The sequence below is a fragment of the Achromobacter sp. RTa genome (assembly GCF_000757485.1).
Classification (GTDB): domain Bacteria; phylum Pseudomonadota; class Gammaproteobacteria; order Burkholderiales; family Burkholderiaceae_B; genus Achromobacter.
The window spans coordinates 402652-423149 of sequence record NZ_JPYO01000027.1; the positions used below are offsets into that span (position 1 = coordinate 402652).

The window sequence follows — 20498 nt, forward strand, 5'->3', positions numbered from 1 at the left end:
TGAGGTTGCGTGAAGCAACGGGCGGCGCCCGTTACTGTTTCCTGGCACGTTCCTGCGCGTCCAGCTCGCGCAGAAATGCCAGCTTTTGCTGGATTTTAGCCTCCAGGCCGCGATCGGTCGGCCGATAGAAGGAGGGATTCAGTCCATCCGGGAAATATTGCTCGGCGGCGGCGTAGCCGTGGGGCTCGTCATGCGCGTAGCGATAGGCCTTGCCGTGGCCCAATTGCTTCATCAGTTTGGTGGGCGCGTTGCGCAGGTGGATGGGCACCGGCGCGCTGCCGTGCTCGGCCGCGAACTTGCGCGCCTGGTTATAGGCGTTGTAGACGGCGTTCGACTTGGCCGCGCAGGCCATGTAGACCACCGCCTGCGCCAGCGCGAGCTCGCCTTCCGGCGAGCCCAGGCGCTCGTAGATGTCGGCACCGTTCACGGCCAGGTCCGTGGCGCGGGGATCGGCCAGGCCGATGTCCTCGACTGCCATTCGCACCAGGCGGCGCGCAAGGTATTTGGGATCCGCGCCGCCATCGATCATGCGGCAGAACCAGTACAGGGCGGCATCGGGGTTGGACCCCCGCACCGACTTGTGCAGGGCGCTGATCTGGTCGTAGAAGGCGTCCCCGCCCTTGTCGAAGCGGCGCAGGTTCTGCGACAGCGAAATCTCCAGCCAGGCCGCGTCCACCGTATCGCGGCCGGCGGCCTGGGCCGATTCGGCCACCACTTCGACCGCGCTGATCAGGCGGCGCGCGTCGCCGTCTGCCCAGGCCGCCAGCTGCTCGCGCGCGTCGGCCTCGATGCGGATGATCTCGCCCTCTTCCCGACCGTCGTTCAAGGCCTGTTCGGCGCGGTCGACCAGCAGTTGCAGCTCTTCGGCCGTCAGCGATTGCAGCACGTAGACGCGCGCGCGCGACAGCAGCGCGGAGTTGACCTCGAAGGAGGGATTTTCCGTGGTGGCGCCGATGAAGGTGAACAGCCCGCTTTCCACATAGGGCAGGAAGGCATCCTGCTGGGCCTTGTTGAAGCGGTGCACCTCGTCCACGAAAAGGATGGTGCGACGCCCCTGGCCCTGCGCTACCTGGGCCACGGTGACGGCGTCGCGGATGTCCTTGACGCCGCCCAGCACCGCCGAGATGGCGATGAACTGGGCGTCGAAACCGTCGGCCATCAGGCGCGCCAGCGTGGTTTTGCCCACGCCGGGCGGCCCCCAGAAAATCATGGAATGCGGACGCCCCGATTCGAACGCGACGCGCAGCGGCTTGTCCGGCCCCAGCAGGTGCGACTGCCCGACCACGTCGGACAGCGTGCGCGGGCGCAGCCGTTCGGCCAGGGGTACATAGGGCCGATGCGCGGGATCGGCCGCGAAGAGATCGTTGCTCATTGGCAGCAGATGGGGGGAGACAGCAAGTAAATCAAGACAGCATTACACCATGCGAGGCCTCTTTTGGCCTTTGAGCCCTAGGCCAGCTCGGGCGGCGCGAAGCGGCGGTTGGCCAGCACCGGCAGCACCTTGCGCGCATGGGCCAGGCGTTCGGGGTCGATATCGGCGAACACCAGGGCCGGCGCCTCGCCCGCGCGCGCCGTCACCACGCCCAGCGGATCCACGACCATGCTGCAGCCGATGTTGCGTTCGCCGCATTCGCCCGTGGCCGCCACATAGCAGGTGTTCTCCAGCGCGCGCGCCGTGACCAGCACTTCCCAGTGCTTTTCCTTGAGCGGGCCGCGGACCCAGGCGGCCGGCAGCACCAGCAGGTCGGCGCCGTCCAGCGCCAGGCGGCGGGCCAGCTCGGGGAAACGCACGTCGTAGCACGTCATCAGGCCGACTCGCAGCCCGGCGATGTCCAGCAAAGGCGGAATGTCGGTTCCGGGAGTGACGTTGGTGGACTCCTTCATGGTGAAGGCGTCGTACAGATGCAGTTTGCGGTACTGGGACAGGATCCGGCCGTCCCGCAGCGTGACCAGCGTATTCCACACCCGCCCTTCGCCCGTGGGAACGTGGACGCACATCATCGTCGACAGCGATGATCCCCGGCTGGCTTCCAGCAGCCGGCTCATGAAGGGGCCGTCCAGCGGCTGCGCGGCCTTCAGGACGATCTGCGGATCGGTGATGTCGCGCGCCAGAATGCCTTCGGGCAGCACCAGCAGGCCGGCGCCGCCGGCGCTGGCGCGTTCCATCAAGTCGATGCAGACCTGAGCGTTTTCTTCCCAGACGCGGCTGACGGCGAACTGGCCCAAAGCAACTTTCAGCATGACTCTTCCTTTTCCAAGCACGACAAGCACGCCCTGCGCGCGCGACATGGGGACGTATTTTCCCGCCCGGGCAGCCCCTAGGCAAAAAGCGCCTTTTTCTCGTTTTCCTATTGTCGCGCCAACCGCCGCCGCGTGCCGACTACGGGTAACTCCTAGCTGCCGTCTGTAAATTTCTTTCAGGATAATTTGAAAAACCAATATTCAAAGTAAATATTTTTCCAAACCAGGCGCCCATCATGACGAACTCATCCTCTCCCGCCGCTCCCCTGGATCCGAACGGCAAAGGCCTGGGCGCCTTTCCGGAATCCTGTAGCACCGCGGACGTGACGGGGTTGCATTGGAACCTGCTCCGCGAGGACGTGAGCCTGCCCGTGGCCGTGCTTTACGAATCGCGCGTGCGCCACAATCTGCAATGGATGCAGCGTTTCATGGAAGCCTACCGGGTAAAACTGGCGCCGCATGGCAAGACCACCATGAGCCCGGCCCTGTTCAAGCGCCAGATCGACAACGGCGCCTGGGGCATCACGCTGGCCACCGCGCCGCAGGTGCTGGCCGCCTATCGGCACGGCATCCGCAAGGTCCTGATGGCGAACCAGCTTGTGGGCCGCGCCAACATGGCCATCATCGCTCGGCTCCTGCGCGATCCCGCCTTCACTTTTTTCTGCATCGTGGATTCGCCCGCCAACGCAGCCCAACTAGGCGCCTATTTCGGCGAACAGGGCCTGGTGCTGCCGGTGCTGATCGAACTGGGCCCCGCCGGCGGCCGCACGGGCGTGCGCGACGACGCGCAACTGCAGGCCGCGGCCGAGGAAATCGGGCGCTGGCCGGGCCTGGCCCTGGCCGGCATCGAGGTCTATGAGGGCGTGCTGCAGGAAGAAGGCGCCATCCGCGCCTTCCTGCGCCGAGCCACCGACGCCTTGCGCGGACTGGCCGCGGCCGGCCGCTTGCGCAAGAGCGGTCCGGCGCTGATCTCCGGCGCCGGCTCCGCCTGGTTCGACGTAGTTGCGGAGGAATTCTCGCAGCTCGACATCGGCTCGCCGCTGGAAATCGTGCTGCGCCCGGGCTGCTATCTGTCGCACGACGTGGGCATCTACCGCACGGCAGCCGAACGCATCAACGCGCACAACCCGGTCGCCCGGAAAATGGAGCCTGGCCTGCAACCCGCCCTTCAGGTCTGGGCCTACGTGCAGTCGCTGCCCGAACCGGGGCGCGCCATCGTCGCGCTGGGCAAGCGCGACGCCGCCTTCGACGCCGGCCTGCCCACGCCCGCGCTGCGGTACCGCCCCGGCGCGCAGGCTCCCGGGCCCGCTCCCGCGCACTGGAAGCTCACGGCCATGATGGACCAGCATGCCTTCATGCAGATCGGCGACGGCGACGACATCCAGGTCGGCGACATGATCGCCTTCGATATCTCCCATCCCTGCCTGACGTTCGACAAGTGGCGCCAGGTGCTCCTGGTGGACGAGCAGTACCGCATTACCGACGTGGCCGAAACCTTCTTCTGACAGGCCCGGCGCCTGGGCCCCATCCCGATCCATACGCGACACCCTGTTTTTGACCCTCTGGAGAGAGAATCATGAACTTCCGCACCTCCCGGCGAGGCGGCAGGCTCAATAGCCTGCTGCTGGCCGGCGCAATTGGCTTGACCGCATTGTCGTCCCCCGCCCTCTGTGCCGCGCCGGTCAAGGGAGGCACGATCTCGGTGGCCACCATCGGCGAGCCGCCGACGCTGGATCCGATGACCAGCACCGCGGACCTGGTGGGCATCCTGACGCAGCATTTCTTCGAAACGCTGTACACCTTCGACGCCAAGTGGAATCTCACGCCGCTGCTGGCCGACAAGTTGCCGGAAATCTCCTCCGACGGTCTGACCTATACGATCCCGCTGCGCCAGGGCATCACCTTCCACGATGGGTCGAAGATGGATTCGTCGGACGTGCTGGCCTCGCTGAAGCGCTGGACCGAGACCGCAACGCGCGGCAAGATGGCCGCGAAGATCATCGCCAACATGGAAGCGCCGGACGCCAACACGATCCGCATCACGCTCAAGGAGCCCTACGCTCCCCTGACCGCCTTGCTCGCGATGAACAACAGCGCCGCCGTCATCATGCCCAAGGGCAAGATCGCGCCGGCGCTGACCGAGTTCGTCGGCACCGGCCCCTATCAATTGAAGGCGCGCGTGCCGGACCAGTACATACAGCTGGTCCGCTTCGAAGGCTACAAGCAGCGCGACGGCGAGCCCGACGGCTACGGCGGCGCGCGCAAGCAATACCTGGACGAGATCCGCTTCGTTCCGGTCAGCAATTCCAATACCCGTGTCGAGAGCGCGGTGGCGGGCCAGTTCGACTACATCGACTCCCTGCCGGTGGAATCCCTGCCCAAGCTCAAGAACGGCCGCTCGGATCCGGTGATGCTCAAGCCTTTCGGCTGGCCGCGGCTGGTGCTCAATACCAAGCAGGGCATCATGTCCAACCTGGCCGTCCGGCAGGCCGTGCAGCTGGCGCTCAACGAAGAGGACATGCTGTACGCCGCGTTCGGCGACAAGGACTTCTACAAGCTCAACGGCGACCTGTATCCCGAAGGCTACCCCTGGGCCACGTCCCTGGGCGGCAAGGTCTATAACAAGGCCGACGCCGCGGCGGCGAAAAAGCTGGTGGACGGCGCCAACGTCCAGGATCGCAAGATCCGCATCCTGACCAGCCAGCAGTATGAGTTCCACTACAAGATGGCGCTGGTCGCCGCCGAATACCTGAAGGCGGCCGGCTTCACCGTGGACATGCAGGTCGTGGACTGGGCCACCCTGACCCAGCGCCGCCAGGACCCGGCGGTATGGGACATCTTCATTACCCACAGCCCCTTCCTGCCCGAACCCGCGCTGATCGACTTCCCGTCCAAGGACGCCCCCGGCTGGTGGGACACGCCGCGCCGCAATCAGGTCCTGGGCGCATTCAACCAGGCCCGCTCCCAGGAAGAGCGCGTGAAGCGCTGGGCCGACGTGCAGCAGGCCGTGTATGACGAGGTGCCCTTCATCAAGGTCGGCGACTTCAATGCGCAGGCCGCGCGCTCGCCCTCGCTCCAGGGCACCAAGGCCGTGCCATGGCCGTATTTCTGGAACGCGTGGAAGGCCAAGTAGGATGGGTGGAGCGCGAGCGTTCTTGAGGAAGAACTCAGGTGCTGAACGCGCGAAACCCATGCGGCAGCAATCGATTGTTTTTCGGTCGATGCCAGGCACCGTCTGCCCACGGCCGCATGGGTTTCGCGCGCTGGGCAGTTGCGTTCTTGTGCCGAAAATCTCGCGCTCCACCCATCCTACGCCCCCGAAAATTTTCTAGGACGTTCATCGTGCTGCGTTATCTCTTGAACCGCTTGGTCGGGCTGGTGGCCGTGATGTTCATCGTCGCGACCATCGTGTTCGTGATCATCCGCGTCACGCCCGGCGACCCCGCCGCCGTGATGCTGGGCCCTCAGGCCAGCCAGCAGGACATCGCCGCGCTGCGCACCCAGCTGGGGCTGGACCAGCCCCTGGCCGTGCAATACGTATCGTGGCTGGGCAAGCTCGCCCAGGGCGACCTGGGCCAGTCCATATTCCTGAACAAACCCGTGCTGTCGGCGCTGGCCGACCGCGCCGAACCCACGCTGCTGCTGACGCTGATGTCGCTCCTGATCGCCAGCGCCATCGCCCTGCCCGTGGGCATACTTTCCGCGGTCAAGCGCGGCACCACGCTGGACCAGTCGGTGCTGTCGTTCTCGATGTTCACCTCCAGCGTCCCCAGCTTCTGGCTTGGGCTGCTGCTGATGCAGCTGTTCTCGGTGAAGCTGGGATGGCTGCCAGTGGCCGGCTATGGCGGCCCCGACGCCTCGCTCATGACGCGCCTGTCGCACCTGATCCTGCCCGCCGTGGTGCTGGGCCTGGTGAACTCCGCGCTGATCACCCGCTTCATCCGCGCCAGCATGCTGGACGTGCTGCGCGACGACTACGTGCGCACCGCGCGCGCCAAGGGCCTCACCGAAAGCAGGGTGATCCTGAAGCACGCCGTGCGCAATGCGCTGATCCCCATCCTGACGGTGCTGGGCCTGACCACCGCGCTTCTGATCAGTGGCGCCGTCGTGACCGAAACGGTGTTCGGGCTGCCCGGCGTGGGCAGCCTGGTGGTGTCGGCGGTGCTGCGCCGCGACTATCCCGTCATCCAGGGCGCGTTGCTCATCATCGCGGCCATCTACGTGCTGATCAATCTGTTCATCGATCTGCTGTACCTGCTTGTCGATCCTCGGGTGCGTTACTGATGATTAAGCCCACCCCCGAAGCGCCTGTGGCGCTTTCCCCTCAAGGGGGCGCCGCCTGCGGCCCGGCAAAGCCGGCTCCGCGCGGCCCCGATTCGATGCACCGCAAGTGGAGCAATTGAAATGACAACCGGGAGGCGTAATCCCACCCCCGAAGCGCCTGTGGCGCTTCCCCCTCAAGGGGGCGCCGCCTGCGGCCCGGCAAAGCCGGCTCCGCGCGGCCCCGATTCGATGCACCGCAAGTGGAGCAATTGAAATGACAACCGGGACTACTGTGAATTCCGGAACCGACCGCTGGCAGGTGCTGCGCCTGCTGGTGTCGCGCAAGACCGTGCTGATCAGCCTGATCGTGATCGTCGTGCTGGTCCTGGCCGCGCTGCTGGCGCCCTGGATCAGCCCCTACGATCCGTTCAAGCTGTCCATCATGAACCGGCTGAAGGCGCCTGGCGCCGCGCACTGGTTCGGCACCGACGACTTCGGCCGCGACGTATTCAGCCGCGTCATCCATGGCGGCCGCCTGTCGCTGATGGTGGGCTTCTCCGTCGTGATCGTGTCCAGCATCCTGGGCATCGCCTTGGGCCTGATCGCCGGCTTCTTCCGCACCGCGGACAAGTTCGTATCGCGGCTGATCGACGCCATGATGGCTTTCCCCGACATCCTGCTGGCGATCTCACTGGTGGCGGCGCTGGGGCCGTCGCTGATCAACGTGGTGATCGCGCTGGGCATCGTCTACACGCCGCGCCTGGCCCGCATCGTGCGCGCCTCGACGCTGGTGATCCGCGAACTGCCCTTCGTCGAAGCGGCCCGCGCGCTGGGCGTGCCCACCTGGCGCATCGTCACGGTGCACGTGCTGCGCAACCTCGTGTCGCCCATCCTGGTGCAAGGCACGTTCATCTTCGCCTACGCAATCCTCGCCGAGGCCGGGCTGTCGTTCCTCGGCGTGGGCGTGTCGCCCGACATCCCCACCTGGGGAACCATGATCAACGCAGGCCAGCAATACATGGGATCGGCCGACTGGATCATGATCTTCCCCGGCATCGCCATCGTGCTGTCCGTACTGTCGCTGCAACTGGTGGGCGACGGGCTGCGCGACGTCCTCGATCCACGCCTGCGCAAGGAACTGTAATCATGACCGCAAGCACCCGAGACATCGTGCTTTCAGTGGAAGGGCTGAAGACCTGGTTCCACAGCCGCGACGGCATCGCCAAATCCGTGGATGGCGTAACGTTCGACCTGGCGCGCGGCGAAACGCTGGCCATCGTGGGGGAGTCGGGTTCCGGCAAGTCCGTTACCAGCCTGTCCATCATGGGCCTGCTGCCCAAGCCCGCGGGCCGCATCGAAGGCGGCAGGATCCTGTTCCGCGACCGCCAGGGCATGCAGCACGATCTGGCGCAGGCTTCGCCGGCCACGCTGCGCCGCATCCGCGGGGCCGAGATCGCCATGATCTTCCAGGAGCCCATGACCAGCCTGAATCCGCTGTACACGGTAGGCGACCAGATCGCCGAGGCCGTGCTGCAGCATGAAGGCGGATCCTACGCGGCGGCGATCAAGCGAGCCCGCGAAATGCTGGAACGGGTGGAAATCCCGGCCGCCGACCGCCGTGTCAACGAATACCCGCACCAGATGTCGGGCGGCATGCGGCAGCGCGTGATGATCGCGCTGGCCCTGGCCTGCAATCCCGCCGTGCTGATCGCCGACGAGCCCACCACCGCGCTGGACGTCACCGTGCAGGCGCAGATCCTGGACCTGCTGCGCCGGCTGCAGGCCGAGATGAACATGAGCATCCTGTTCATCACCCACAACCTGGGCGTGGTGGCCGAGATCGCGCATCGCGTGGCGGTGATGTACGCGGGACGCGTGGTCGAGGACGCGGGCGTCTATGAACTGTTCGAGAAGCCCACGCATCCCTACACGCGCGGCCTGCTGTCCTGCATCCCCACCGCCGCGCTGCTCGCTTCGGGCGAGCGTCTGCGCGCCATCCCCGGAAACGTGCCCAGCGTGCTGTCGCTGCCGCCCGGCTGCACCTTCGCGCCGCGTTGCCCGCTCGCCGCCAGCGATTGCCTCGCCGCCGTGCCCGAACTCGTGCCGGTGCGAGCCGACCACCACGCGCGCTGCATCAAGGTGAATCCGATATGACGAGTAGACCAGCCCCCATCCGCGCCGAAGAGCCGCTGGTGCGGATCCAGGACCTGAAGGTCCACTTCCCCACTTCGTCGGCGCGCAACGCGCCGGTGGTGCGGGCGGTGGACGGCGTCAGCTTCGACGTGCCGCGCAACACCATCGTCGGCCTGGTCGGCGAATCCGGCTCGGGCAAGACCACCACCGGCCGCGCGCTGCTGCGCCTGTTCGCCCCGACCGCCGGCCGCATCGTGTTCGACGGACACGACATCTCCACACTGTCCGAAAAACAGATGCTGCCGTGGCGCCGCCGCATGCAGATCGTGTTCCAGGACCCTTACGCCAGCCTCAACCCGCGCATGACCGTGGCCGAGATCCTGGGCGAGGCGCTGGACACCCACAAACTGGCGCAGCACCGCCGCGCAGCCCGCATCGGGGAACTGCTGGAACGCGTGGGCCTGAACGCCGACCATGCCCGGCGCTATCCGCACGAGTTCTCCGGCGGCCAGCGCCAGCGCATCGGCATCGCCCGCGCGCTGGCGGTAGAGCCGGACTTCATCGTGGCCGACGAGCCGGTTTCCGCCCTGGACGTGTCGGTGCAGGCGCAGGTGCTGAACCTTTTGCAGGACCTGCAGCGCGATCTGGGCCTGACCATGCTATTCGTGGCCCATGACCTGGCCGTGGTGGACTACCTGTGCGACGAAGTCGTGGTGATGTACCTGGGCCGCGTCATGGAGCGCGGGCCGACCCGCGAGGTCTACGCCCGCCCCAGGCACCCCTACACCCGCGCGCTGCTGTCCGCCGCGCCCGTGCCGGATCCGCGCGCCCCGCGTTCGCGTATTCTGCTGAAGGGCGACATCCCCAGCCCGGTCAATCCGCCTTCCGGCTGTGTATTCCGCACCCGCTGCCCGCACGCGATCGAGGCCTGCGGGACAATCGACGCACAGGCCGTCGGCGTCGGCCCGGGCCATTACGCGGCCTGTTCCCGCCTCGACGACCCCGAACTGGCCCAGTGACCCAGGAATCCCCATGAACATCATCCGCGACATCGTCTTCCAGATACGCAGTCGGCGGGACGCATTGAGCGTAACCGAACGCAAGGTTGCCGACGCCATCCTCGACGACATCATCTGGAGCGCCAGCGCCACCGTCGACCAGCTCGCCGCCAAGGCGGGCGTCAGCATCGCCACCATCTCGCGCTTCGCCCGCACCGTCGGCTGCGACGATACGCGCGACCTGAAAATGAAGCTGGCGCAGGCCAGCACGGTGGGCAGCCGTTTCCTGGATCCGAGCGCCCCCGCCGAGGAAAGCACTTTCTACGCCCGCATCTACGGCGACATCGAAAGCACGCTGCGCGCCCACCTGCCCATTTTCACGGAACAGCTGTTCGAAACGGCCGCCGCCGCCCTGGACGGGGCCCGCATGATCTATGTGTTCGGCATGGGCGGGGCCTCCGCCGTGCTGGCTCAGGAGGTCCAGTCACGCCTGGTGCGGCTGGGCTACCCCATCGCCGTCTACAGCGACGCCGTGCTGCTGCGCATGGTCGCGGCCACGCTGGACGAACGCGACGCCGTGCTGGTGCTGTCGGCATCGGGCCTGACGCCCGAGATCGTGGGCGCCGCGCGCATCGTGAAGCAGTACCGCGCGCGCCTCGTCGCCATCACGGACACGACCTCCGAACTGGCCAGGCTCGCCGACGTGGTGCTCCCGATCCGGACGGACGAAACGGATTTCATCTACAAACCCTCGGCCTCCCGCTACGCGATGATGCTTGCGATCGACCTGCTGTCCACCGAACTGGCCATGCTGAACCAGGAAGAGAACCGCGAGCGCCTGCGCCGCATCAAGCTGGCGCTGGACGAGCACCGCGGCGGCCCGAATCGCCTGCCGCTGGGCGATTGAATCTGGAACAAAAGATGTACGACACCCTCATAGGCAACGTGCTGGTCCTGGACGGAGCCGGCGGCGCCGCATACCACGCCAGCGTCGCGCTGGCCGGCGGCCGCATCGCCGCGATCGGCGAACTGCCTGGCGCGCCCGCGCGCCAGATCATCGACGGCACCGATCTGGCGCTGGCCCCCGGCTTCATCGATGTGCACACCCACGACGACACGAACGTAATCCGCACGCCGGGCATGCTGCCCAAGCTGTCCCAGGGCGTGACCACCGTGGTGGTGGGCAATTGCGGCATCAGCGCATCGCCCGTGACCCTGCGCGGCGAACCGCCTGATCCGATGAACCTGCTGGGCAAGCGGGAAGACTTCAGCTACCCCACGTTCGCGGACTACACGCAGGCCATCGAGGCCGCGCGCCCCGCCGTCAACGTGGCGGCGCTGGTGGGCCACACCGCGCTGCGCAGCAACCACATGGACCGGCTGGACCGGCCCGCCACGCGCGACGAGGTGCTGGCGATGCGCGCCCAATTGCGCGACGCGCTGGCCCATGGCGCCATCGGCCTGAGCACCGGCCTGGCCTACGCCTCCGCTTTCGAGGCGGACACGGACGAGGTCAAGCTGCTGGCGGAAGCGCTGGATGAATTCGGCGCGCTCTACACCACGCACCTGCGCTCGGAGTTCGCCGCCATCCTGGACGCCATGCAGGAGGCCTTCGACATCGCGCGGCATGCCCGCGTGCCGGTCGTGGTGTCGCACCTGAAATGCGCGGGCGCGGGCAACTGGGGCCGCACCCGGGAAGTGCTGTCCACGCTGGAAACCGCGGGCCGGCTGCAGCACGTGGGCTGCGACTGCTACCCCTACTCCGCCAGTTCGTCCACGCTGGACCTGAAGCAAGTCACGGACGAGTTCGACATCGACATTACCTGGTCCGTGCCGCATCCCGAGCAGGCCCGCCGCAAGCTGGCCGCCATCGCCGCAGACTGGGGCGTGAGCCTGATGGAGGCGGCCGCGCGCCTGCAGCCGGCCGGAGCGGTGTACCACAACATGGACGAAGAAGACGTGCGCCGCGTGCTGTCGCACCGTCTCACCATGGTGGGATCCGACGGACTGCCCAACGATCCGATGCCGCATCCGCGCCTCTGGGGCGCCTTCCCCCGCGTGCTGGGCCACTACAGCCGCGAGGTGGGCCTGTTCCCGCTGGCCGAGGCTGTCCACAAGATGACGGGCCTGTCCGCGGCGCGCTTCGGCCTGGCCGAGCGCGGCCTGGTCCGCGAGGGCTATCACGCGGACCTGGTGCTGTTCAACCCTGCCACGGTCATCGACCGCGCCACCTTCGCCGCCCCGGTGCAGACGGCCGCGGGCATCGAGGCGGTATGGGTCAATGGCGCACTGTCTTATCGCCACGGCCAGCCCACCGGCGACCGCGCCGGCCGCTGGCTGCCCCGCAACGGCGACCTGAGAAAGAACTTCGAGTAAACGCCACGCGAACGCCCGACGCGCCCGTCCGCCGCGACACAGGCCATCATTTCAAGGAGAGAACCATGAGCAATGCTCCCACCGCCGACAGCAACGGCATCACCCGCTACGGCGTCGCCGGCGGCACGGGCCAGGGCGGCTCGCACATGCCCTTCGCCCGGGCGGTAGCCGCCGACGGCTGGCTGCACGTATCCGGCCAGGTGCCGATGGAAAACGGAGAAGTCATCGAAGGCGGCATCGTCGCGCAAAGCCACAAGGCCATCCAGCAGGTGCTGGCCATTCTGAAGGAAGCGGGCTACGGACCCGAACACGTCGTGCGCTGCGGCGTGTGGCTGGACGACGCGCGCGACTTCGCGTCGTTCAACAAGGTGTTCAGGGAATACTTCGGGGAGAATCCCCCCGCCCGCGCCTGCGTGCAGTCATCGCTGGTGGTGGACGCCAAGGTCGAAGTCGACTGTATCGCGTACAGGTGCCCCCACGCCGCGCCCACTAACGTGGGCTAGCTGCCCCCCGGGGGGGGCTGCCCCACCTTGGGACGGCCCGGCGGTGGGGCGGCGCCCCCACGCCGCGCCCACTAACGTGGGCTAGCTGCCCCCGGGGGGCTGCCCCACCTTGGGACGGCCCGGCGGTGGGGCGGCGCCCCCACGCCGCGCCCACTAACGTGGGCTAGCTGCCCCACCTTGGGACGGCCCGGCGGTGGGGCGGTGCCCCCACGCCGCGCCCACTAACGTGACCAGAAGACGTGTCTGACCCCAACGGAACCCTACATCTTCACCACGTCCACGCCCTTGGGCGCGACGAACTCGAATTCCTTGGCGGGAAGCTGCGGGTTGGCGGAGATGCCGGACAGGTCGACGCGGGTCGTCTGGCCGAAGGAATCCAGCAGCTCCACGCGCACGGGCAGGTTGTCTTTCATGCCGATGTCCACCCGCGAGAAACCCGCGTCGGCGGTGCGCGGCTTGGCGCGCAGCCATTCGATGCCGTCCTTGGACGGCAGGGCCGACACGTCGAACGACTGTTCGAGCGAACCCGAGCCGAACAGGATCGCAGCGGGCGAAGTACCGATGGCGGCGTCCACCTTGCGCTCCGTCACCTGGGCCAGGTCCGGATCGAACTGGAATACCTTGCGGCCGTCGGAAATGACCAGCTGCTCGTAGGGCTTTTGCACCGCCCACTTGAACTTGCCGGGGCGCTGGAACGAAAACACGCCGGTCTGGGCCGGCTGCGTGCGGCCCTGGTTGTTCACGGTGTACTGCGAGAACGAACCGGTGGCGGCCGTGACCGTTGCCACGAAGGCGCGCAATTGCTCCTGCGCGCTGGCGGCCAGCGCCACGGCGGGCGCCAGGGCCAAGGCCGCAACCGCGGCCAGTCGGCGAAACGTCTTCATCAGGCTTCCTCTCGGGCGGCCGCCGCGGGAACGAGGATCTCGCGGTTGCCATTGGACTGCATCGCCGACACAATACCCGATTGCTCCATCTGCTCCAGTAACCGCGCCGCACGGTTGTAACCAATCCGCAGGTGGCGCTGCACCAGCGAAATGGACGCGCGGCGGTGCTTGAGCACCACTTCGCAGGCCTGGTCGTACATCGGATCGGACTCGGCGTCGCCGCCGATGCCGGTGACGCTGCTGGCGCCTTCGCCGTCGCCGTCCAGGCCGCCTTCCAGCAGGCCCTCGATGTAGTTGGGTTCGCCCTGCGACTTCAGGCTTTCCACCACGCGGTGCACTTCGTCGTCGTTCACGAAGGCGCCGTGCACGCGCACCGGCAGGCCGGTGCCCGGCGGCATGTAGAGCATGTCGCCCTGGCCCAGCAGGGTTTCCGCGCCCATCTGGTCAAGAATGGTGCGCGAGTCGATCTTGGACGATACCTGGAACGCGATGCGCGTCGGGATGTTGGCCTTGATCAAGCCAGTGATGACGTCCACGCTGGGGCGCTGGGTGGCCAGGATCAGGTGGATGCCGGCGGCGCGCGCCTTCTGCGCCAGGCGGGCGATCAGTTCTTCGATCTTCTTGCCCACGACCATCATCAGGTCGGCCAGTTCGTCGATGACCACCACGATGGTGGGCAGCGGCGCCAGGGGCTCGGGCTCGTCGGGCGTCAGCGAGAACGGATTGGGGATCGGCTCTTCGCGCTTGATCGCGTCGCGGATCTTGGTGTTGTAGCCGGCCAGGTTGCGCACGCCCATCTTGCTCATCAGGCGGTAGCGCTTCTCCATTTCGCCCACGCACCAGTTCAGCGCGTTGGACGCCTGGCGCATGTCGGTGACGACGGGCGCGAGCAGGTGCGGAATGCCCTCGTAGACGCTCATTTCCAGCATCTTCGGGTCGATAAGGATCAGGCGGGTATGGGAAGCATCCGCCTTGTACAGCAGCGACAGGATCATGGCGTTGATCCCGACCGACTTGCCCGAGCCGGTCGTGCCCGCCACCAGGAGGTGGGGCATCTTGGCCAGGTCGGCCACCACCGGGTTGCCGGCGATGTCCTTGCCCAGCGCCATCGTCACGACGGAATGGCTGGCGTGATACGTCTGCGAGCCCAGGATTTCCGACAGGCGCACCATCTGGCGGCGCGGGTTCGGTAATTCCAGGCCCATCAGGTTCTTGCCGGGAATGGTTTCCACCACGCGAATGCTGACCAGGCTGAGCGCCCGGGCCAGGTCCTTGGCCAGGTTTACGATCTGGCTGCCCTTGACGCCAGTGGCCGGCTCGATTTCGTAGCGCGTGATGACCGGCCCGGCCTGCGCCGCCACCACCGTGACGGACACGCCGAAGTCGGCCAGCTTCTTTTCGATCAGGCGCGAGGTGAATTCGATGGTCTCGGCCGATACCGTTTCCTGATTGGCCTGCGGCGGATCCAGCAGGCTGATCGCCGGCAGGTCGCCTTCGGCGCCGCCCGACGGCGCGAAGAACAGCGATTGCTGCTTTTCCTTTTCGACGCGTTCGGACTTGGGAACCACGGTAATGGCGGGCTCGATCCGCACCGGCTGCTCGTGGACCAGCTTTTCCTGCTTGGCCACGACCTGCTCGGTGCGCACGGCCTTGGCCACCTCGCCGACCTTGCGGTCTTCGCGGGCGGCGTAGGAATTGCGGATGCGGCGCACCAGGCCTTCCAGCCACGAACCGACCCGTTCGGCCACGGACAGCCACGAGAACGAGAAGAACAGGCTCAGGCCGATCGCCAGCATGACGAGAAATGCCAGCGTGCTGCCGGTGAAGCCGATGCTGCGGCCAATCAGGTCGGCCAGGGTCTGGCCGATGACGCCGCCCGCGCCGCTGGCGCTTTCCGAGGCCCCCGGCAGGTGCGTGCCGCGGCTGGCCAGGCGCAGGGCTTCCATGCCCAGCGAGCCGACCAGCAGAAGGAAGAAGCCGATGCCCTCTTCCCAGTGGACGCGGGGAAGCGCCTCTGGTTGTTTACCATTGGTAACACGCAGATGGCTGGCGAGGCGGCGGTACCCCGCGCGCACGCGGTGCAGCAGCAGGACGACCCACCACCAGGCGGAAAAGCCGAACAGATAGAGAAAAATGTCCGCCAGATAGGCGCCCAGGGTGCCGCCACGGTTGTGGATGGCCCCGGCGGGGACGGAGTGCGACCAGCCTGGGTCGGACGGGCTCCAGGTGGCGAGCACCAGGGTAAGCCACGCCGCCAGCGCGGCGAAGAGGATCCAGCGGGCTTCGCGCAGCAACGCGGAAAGACGCGTCTGCAGGGGCGAAGGCCCGTTTCGGGTGTTGCGCGAGGCGCGCGGAGAAGCAGTCGAGATACGCGGCATGCGGCTCATTATAATTGGGCGTTAACCTAAAGATACCCGCCCATGTCCACGCCTACGCACGCTAAAGTTTTGATACTCGGTTCCGGCCCCGCCGGTTACACGGCGGCCGTCTATGCGGCACGCGCCAATCTGAGCCCCGTTCTTGTTACAGGTTTGGCCCAAGGCGGCCAGCTCATGACCACCACGGACGTCGACAATTGGCCCGCGGACGCGGATGGCGTGCAGGGCCCGGACCTGATGCAGCGCTTCCAGAAGCATGCCGAGCGCTTCAACACCGAAATGCTGTTCGACCACATCGCCAAGGTGGACCTGTCCAAGCGCCCGTTCACGCTGACGGGCGACACCGGCAAGGTCTACACCTGCGACGCCCTGATCATCGCCACCGGCGCCTCGGCCAAGTACCTTGGCCTGCCCTCCGAACAATCCTTCATGGGCCGCGGCGTGTCGGGCTGCGCCACCTGCGACGGCTTCTTCTACCGCAACCAGGACGTGGTCGTGGTGGGCGGCGGCAACACCGCCGTCGAAGAGGCGCTGTACCTGTCCAACATCTGCCGCAAGGTCACCCTGATCCACCGCCGCGACAAGTTCCGCGCGGAACCCATCCTGGTCGACAAGCTGATGAGCAAGGTCGAGAACGGCAACATGGAACTGAAGCTGTTCCATACGCTGGAAGAGGTGCTGGGCGACGACAGCGGCGTTACCGGCGTGCGCGTACGCCACGTGGACACCGGCGCCACCGAGGACATGGCGGCCACCGGCGCGTTCATCGCCATCGGCCACCAGCCCAATACCGAGATCTTCCAGGGCCAGCTCGAAATGAAGGACGGCTACATCGTCACCAAGAGCGGCCTGTCCGGCATGGCCACGATGACCTCCGTCCCGGGCGTGTTCGCCGCCGGCGACGTCCAGGACCACGTCTACCGCCAGGCCATCACCAGCGCCGGCACGGGCTGCATGGCCGCGCTGGACGCACAACGGTGGCTGGAGAATGCGGGGCAGTAAGGTCGGCCTGGCCGACCTGAAACGCCTGAAGAAAGACCTCCAGGAAGAGCGCGAGCGCACCGCGCTGGCGTCCCGGGTGGCGGCGGCCCGCAAGGCCGAGGCCGCCCCCGTGGACGCGATGGCGGCGTTCAAGCGCAGCATGCAATCGGTCACGCCGCTCAAGCAGTCCGCCCGCGTGGAGCACAAACCGGCGCCGCTGCCCTCGCCGGCGTTGCGCCGCGCTAACGCGCTGGGCGAAACCCCTTCCCGCGCCGATGCCGGAGTCTCCGACGGCGGGGAAATCACGCACCTGCTGTCCGAAGGCGGCACCGCCTTCGTGCGCAGCGACGCCGCCCCGGACACCGCGCGCAATCTGCGCCGCGGCCAATGGCGCGCCGGCGCCGAACTGGACCTGCACGGGTTGCGCGTTGAGCAGGCCCGCCACGCGTTGCTGTCGTTCCTGGATGAATGCCTCGAGCACGGCATCCGCTGCGTGCGCATCGTGCACGGCAAGGGCTACGGCTCGCAGGGACTGGAACCGGTGCTGAAGGACAAGGCGCGCACCTGGCTCGTGCAGAAGAACGAGGTGCTGGCGTTTTCCGAAGCGCCTGAGCGCGAAGGCGGCGCGGGCGCCCTGCTGGTGCTTCTGCGCCAATCGGAAGGGCCCCGCAAATGAAATGGCTTTATCTGGGCGTGGCGATCATCGCAGAGATCTTCGCAACCAGCGCGCTCAAGGGATCCGAGGGCTTCACCCGCCTGATGCCGTCCATCGTCACGGTGTTCGGCTACCTGATCTCGTTCTATTTCCTGTCGCTGACGCTGCGCGAGATCCCCGTGGGCATCGCATACGCGATCTGGTCCGGCGTCGGCATCGTGCTGATCTCCATCGTGGGCGCGGTGCTGTTCAAGCAGCACCTGGACACCCCGGCGCTGATCGGCATCGGCCTCATCATCGCCGGCGTGGTGGTGATGAACGTGTTTTCCAAATCGGTCTCGCATTGACAGCGTCCTCGGCTGCCATCGCGCTCGGCTGATGCGCCGCGCGACGCCAGCCTCGGCCGCCTGCGCTAACCCGCCCGATCAGCGCGCCGACGCCTGCTCCGCCCCATAGGCGTCCCCCCGGGACGATCCGGGATTGCGCAGGTAATCCACCAGGGCCAGCGTCGCCCGGTCCGGCGGCGGCGTCAGCAGGGATACGACGATGATGGTCAGGAAGGCCACCGGCGCCCCGAACACGCCCGCGGCAATCGGCTGGATGCCCCACCACAGGTCCACCGGCTGGGCGCGGGACACGCCCAGCACCCATTCGCGCAGCCAGGGGTGCGTATGCGTCATATAGGCGAAAGTGACCGCCAGCCCCGCCGCCATGCCGAAAGTCGCGCCCCATTTATTGGCTCGCCGCCAGAATACGCCCATGACCAGGGCCGGGAAAAAGGAAGAGGCGGCGAACGAGAACGCGGCCGACACCATGAAGAGAATGTCCGCGGGCTTGCGCGCCGCCACCCAGGCCGCGCCGAACGCCACCACCAGCAGCAGGATCTTGGACACCATCACGCGGCGCGCCGCCGACATGCGCGGCGACACCATGCGGTACCACATGTCGTGCGACAGGGAATTCGACAGGGTCAGCAACAGGCCGTCGGCCGTGGACAGCGCAGCGGCCAGCCCACCCGCCGCCACCAGGCCCGAAATAACATACGGCAGCCCGCCGATCTCCGGCATGGCCAGCACCACCACATCGGCGCCCATGCTGATCTCGCTCAGCTGCACGATGCCGTCCCGGTTGAGGTCCGTGACGTCCAGCAGGTTGGTGTCGACCGCGCTCCAGGCATGCACCCAATTGGGCAGGCTGAGAAAGCTGGATCCGACCACCTGCGTGTAGACCTCGTACTTCACCAGCAAGGCCAGCGCGGGCGCCATGAAATACAGCAGCAGGATGAACAGCAGCGACCAGCACACCGAGCGGCGCGCCTCGATGACCGAGGGCGTGGTGTATGAGCGCATGAGGATGTGCGGCATGCCCGCCGTGCCCAGCATCAGGCAGAGCACCAGCGCCAGGAAGTTGACGCGCATATTGCGCTGTTCCTCGGGATCCTTCGCGGGGAATGGCTCCGCATGCGGCGTGGGCGGCGCGGCGCGCGCCTCGAACGAGGCCCTGGCCTGCGACCAGACGATGCGCGCCTCTTCGACGCCGGCGGGATAGCTGGCCAGTTCGCGCTCGGCCGAACGGATCTCGACCATGGGCGCGTCGGTGGCGTTCAACTGCGCCAGCCGGCTGCGCAGCTTGTCTTTTTCCAGCGTCCAGGATTCGGGCAGCGCCTGCACCCTGCGCGCCATTTCGTCGGCATGCTGCTGCCACAGCCGGCGCACCTCGATTTCGGATGGATCGTTCTGCAGGTACACCTCTTTCTCGGTCACCTGCTGGAGCACGGCGCCGGCCGAGAGCTGCGGCACCGGCATGTGCGTATGCTTGACCGACAGCCAGACCACGGGCACCAGATAGGCGATGACCAGGATGATGTATTGGCCCACCTGGGTCCAGGTAACGGCGCGCATGCCGCCCAGGAACGAACAGACCAGCATCCCGCCAAGCGCCACGAAGATGCCCAGCTCGAACGAAATCCCGGTCATGCGCGTGGTGATGATGCCCACACCGTAGATCTGCGCCACCAGGTAGGTGAAGGAACAGAGGATGGCGCACGCCACGCCCGCCAGGCGCGGCATGTTGCCGCCATAGCGCGCGCCCATGAAATCGGGGATGGTGTACTGGCCGAAGCGACGCAGGTAGGGCGCCAGCAACATCGCCACCAGCACGTAGCCGCCCGTCCAGCCCATGATGTAGGCAAGCCCGCCGTAGCCCGTCAGGTACAGCGTGCCGGCCACGCCGATAAAGGAGGCCACCGACATCCAGTCGGCGGCCGTGGCCATGCCGTTGTAGATGGCGGGCACGCGGCGGCCGGCCACGTAGTACTCCACTTGGTCCGAGGTGCGGCAGACGATGCCGATTCCGGCGTACAGGCTGACCGTGACCAGCAGGAACACGTAACCGATCCAGTTGCGCGGCATGCCCAGGATCTCGGCCAACGCCATCATCAGGATCATCAGCGCGAACCCCGCCGTGTACAGCACGTAGATCCGCCGCAATCGGACTCGGAACTGCTGGGGCGTGTCTCCGCTGAAAAACGGCATCAGCGGCTCTCCCCGGGCGTTTCCGCGCGCTCATCGGCGCGATTCATGACCCGGGCGTAGATGGCGATGATGATGAGATAGGCCAGCGGCGCGCCGTAGGCGGCCATCCAGAACGCGAACGGCCAGCCGATGAAATCGAAGCTCAGGCCGCGGGCGAAATACGAAGGAACGAAGGTCAGGGCCGCCCAGACGGCGAGCAGCAGCACGATCAGCCACAGATTGCGGCGCCAATAAGGGGACGGTGCGGATTTGGGAGGTGTAAGACGCGATTCCGGCATAGCTAGGATGAGCGGGGCCCTACCTAAATATCGCGAAACGCGGCGCTTGAAAAGCCCCCTGCGAAGCAATGCCGGCTTTTTATGCGACAACGGCTGGCACTACCAGGTGCCAGCCGCTGTGCGTTTTGCTTTTTTTCTGGGTACTGCTTTACTTTTTTTATGTACCGGTGCCGCCGGTATTTGCCCATGCAGGGCTTTGTCTCCTCACCTGCATGGGATGAGATTCTGCACCAGATGCGGGCTTGTCACACTAGGGGAATGCCCTAAGACGGAG

Annotated in this window: 18 protein-coding genes; 12 read left to right on the forward strand and 6 right to left on the reverse strand. The window is 66.7% G+C overall.

The window, feature by feature from the left end; all coding sequences use genetic code 11:
* Positions 1-31: 31 nt before the first annotated feature.
* Both JL37_RS09965 and JL37_RS09970 read right to left on the reverse strand, forming a co-directional pair.
* Complete coding sequence (locus JL37_RS09965; RefSeq protein ID WP_043543681.1) at positions 32-1372, reverse strand: replication-associated recombination protein A; 1341 nt, start codon at positions 1370-1372, stop codon at positions 32-34.
* A 77-nt stretch (positions 1373-1449) separates the two neighbouring features.
* Positions 1450-2241, reverse strand: a complete 792-nt coding sequence (locus JL37_RS09970; RefSeq protein ID WP_043543682.1) for a deaminated glutathione amidase — start codon at positions 2239-2241, stop codon at positions 1450-1452.
* A 236-nt stretch (positions 2242-2477) separates the two neighbouring features.
* Here JL37_RS09970 and JL37_RS09975 point away from each other — a divergent pair, with 236 nt between their 5' ends.
* The 9 genes from JL37_RS09975 to JL37_RS10015 all read left to right on the forward strand — a co-directional run bounded on the left by JL37_RS09975 (position 2478) and on the right by JL37_RS10015 (position 12514).
* The gene (locus JL37_RS09975) at positions 2478-3746 is read left to right on the forward strand and encodes an amino acid deaminase (protein WP_043543684.1); all 1269 of its coding nucleotides are present in this window, start codon (positions 2478-2480) and stop codon (positions 3744-3746) included.
* Positions 3747-3817: 71 nt separating this feature from the next.
* Positions 3818-5374, forward strand: a complete 1557-nt coding sequence (locus JL37_RS09980; protein WP_043543686.1) for an ABC transporter substrate-binding protein — start codon at positions 3818-3820, stop codon at positions 5372-5374.
* 209 nt (positions 5375-5583) lie between these two features.
* Positions 5584-6525: an ABC transporter permease gene (locus tag JL37_RS09985; RefSeq protein WP_043543687.1), complete on the forward strand. Its 942-nt coding sequence runs from the start codon at positions 5584-5586 to the stop codon at positions 6523-6525.
* A 253-nt stretch (positions 6526-6778) separates the two neighbouring features.
* Positions 6779-7648, forward strand: coding sequence for an ABC transporter permease (locus JL37_RS09990; RefSeq protein ID WP_043543688.1), 870 nt, complete (start codon positions 6779-6781; stop codon positions 7646-7648).
* A gap of 2 nt (positions 7649-7650) precedes the next feature.
* Positions 7651-8658, forward strand: a complete 1008-nt coding sequence (locus tag JL37_RS09995) for an ABC transporter ATP-binding protein (RefSeq protein WP_043543689.1) — start codon at positions 7651-7653, stop codon at positions 8656-8658.
* Positions 8655-9656, forward strand: a complete 1002-nt coding sequence (locus JL37_RS10000; RefSeq protein WP_043543690.1) for an ABC transporter ATP-binding protein — start codon at positions 8655-8657, stop codon at positions 9654-9656. Before JL37_RS09995 ends, JL37_RS10000 begins: the two co-directional genes overlap by 4 nt.
* Positions 9657-9669: 13 nt before the next feature.
* Entirely contained in the window at positions 9670-10542 is an 873-nt protein-coding gene (locus tag JL37_RS10005) for a MurR/RpiR family transcriptional regulator (RefSeq protein WP_043543691.1), read from the forward strand.
* 14 nt (positions 10543-10556) lie between these two features.
* Positions 10557-12011 (forward strand): amidohydrolase family protein, encoded by a 1455-nt coding sequence (locus JL37_RS10010; RefSeq protein ID WP_043543692.1) that lies wholly within the window; start codon positions 10557-10559, stop codon positions 12009-12011.
* Between the two features lie 65 nt (positions 12012-12076).
* Positions 12077-12514, forward strand: coding sequence for a RidA family protein (locus JL37_RS10015; protein WP_043543693.1), 438 nt, complete (start codon positions 12077-12079; stop codon positions 12512-12514).
* A gap of 260 nt (positions 12515-12774) precedes the next feature.
* Here JL37_RS10015 and lolA read toward each other — a convergent pair whose 3' ends face one another.
* Positions 12775-13398, reverse strand: coding sequence for an outer membrane lipoprotein chaperone LolA (gene lolA, locus JL37_RS10020; RefSeq protein ID WP_043543695.1), 624 nt, complete (start codon positions 13396-13398; stop codon positions 12775-12777).
* Positions 13398-15776 (reverse strand): DNA translocase FtsK, encoded by a 2379-nt coding sequence (locus JL37_RS10025; RefSeq protein ID WP_156124262.1) that lies wholly within the window; start codon positions 15774-15776, stop codon positions 13398-13400. The genes lolA and JL37_RS10025 overlap by 1 nt, the downstream gene beginning before the upstream one ends.
* 42 nt (positions 15777-15818) lie before the next feature.
* On the opposite strand from JL37_RS10025, the gene trxB reads away from it, so the two are divergent.
* Genes trxB through JL37_RS10040 form a run of 3 tightly spaced genes read left to right on the forward strand, consistent with a single transcriptional unit; the run spans position 15819 to position 17759 of the window.
* Positions 15819-16778 carry a thioredoxin-disulfide reductase gene (trxB, locus tag JL37_RS10030; protein ID WP_043543697.1) on the forward strand — a complete coding sequence of 320 codons (960 nt, stop codon included), beginning with the start codon at positions 15819-15821 and terminating at the stop codon, positions 16776-16778.
* Positions 16765-17433, forward strand: coding sequence for a Smr/MutS family protein (locus JL37_RS10035; RefSeq protein WP_043543698.1), 669 nt, complete (start codon positions 16765-16767; stop codon positions 17431-17433). The genes trxB and JL37_RS10035 overlap by 14 nt, the downstream gene beginning before the upstream one ends.
* On the forward strand, positions 17430-17759 hold the full coding sequence (locus JL37_RS10040; RefSeq protein WP_008158844.1) for a multidrug efflux SMR transporter: 330 nt from the start codon (positions 17430-17432) through the stop codon (positions 17757-17759). The genes JL37_RS10035 and JL37_RS10040 overlap by 4 nt, the downstream gene beginning before the upstream one ends.
* 78 nt (positions 17760-17837) lie before the next feature.
* On the opposite strand, the gene JL37_RS10045 is transcribed toward JL37_RS10040, so the two are convergent.
* Both JL37_RS10045 and JL37_RS10050 read right to left on the reverse strand, forming a co-directional pair.
* The gene (locus tag JL37_RS10045) at positions 17838-19946 is read right to left on the reverse strand and encodes a sodium:solute symporter family protein (RefSeq protein ID WP_052097045.1); all 2109 of its coding nucleotides are present in this window, start codon (positions 19944-19946) and stop codon (positions 17838-17840) included.
* The gene (locus JL37_RS10050) at positions 19946-20224 is read right to left on the reverse strand and encodes a DUF4212 domain-containing protein (RefSeq protein WP_043543699.1); all 279 of its coding nucleotides are present in this window, start codon (positions 20222-20224) and stop codon (positions 19946-19948) included. The genes JL37_RS10045 and JL37_RS10050 overlap by 1 nt, the downstream gene beginning before the upstream one ends.
* Between the last annotated feature and the right edge of the window lie 274 nt (positions 20225-20498).